General features: G+C 43.6%; 1 protein-coding gene. It reads right to left on the bottom strand.

Features of this window, described 5'->3' with window-relative positions; all coding sequences use genetic code 11:
* A partial coding sequence (locus ACFINR_RS09685) for a DnaB-like helicase C-terminal domain-containing protein (RefSeq protein ID WP_375654262.1) occupies positions 1-509 on the bottom strand: 509 nt, incomplete at both ends.

The following is a 509-nucleotide window of genomic DNA, read 5'->3' as shown; positions in this document are numbered from 1 at the left end:
GAACCGCTTGTCATGAGTTGGATATAATCGATAATCAAGACATCTAGACCATGTTGTCGTTTAAGACGCCTTGCACGAGCGGACAATTGTGCAATAGACACCCCACCCGTTTGATCAATATAAAGAGGGATTGTTTGTAAGGAACGCATTGCGTGAATAATTTTTGCAAATTGCTCTTCTGAGATATTACCACGGCGCATATCAGAAGAAGAAACCTTTATTTGCTCTGAGATAATACGAGTTGCAAGCTGTTCAGTTGACATCTCAAGTGAAAAGAAACCTACAATACCCCCTTCATTGGCTTGGCTGTTATCATGACGCTTGCAAGCATTGGCAATATTAAAAGCAATATTGGTCGCCAGAGAGGTCTTCCCCATCCCAGGGCGCCCCGCAAGGATAATTAAGTCAGATGCTTGTAACCCTCCCATTTTCTCATCAAGGGTTTTGATATGGGTAGCTATCCCTGAGAGCTGTGAGGAACGCTTTTTTGCAGCGCTTGCCATGTTAAG

This window comes from Bartonella sp. AP19HLJMH (assembly GCF_042196245.1).
Taxonomy (GTDB): Bacteria; Pseudomonadota; Alphaproteobacteria; order Rhizobiales; family Rhizobiaceae; genus Bartonella.
This window is presented reverse-complemented; position numbering and strand designations above follow the sequence as displayed.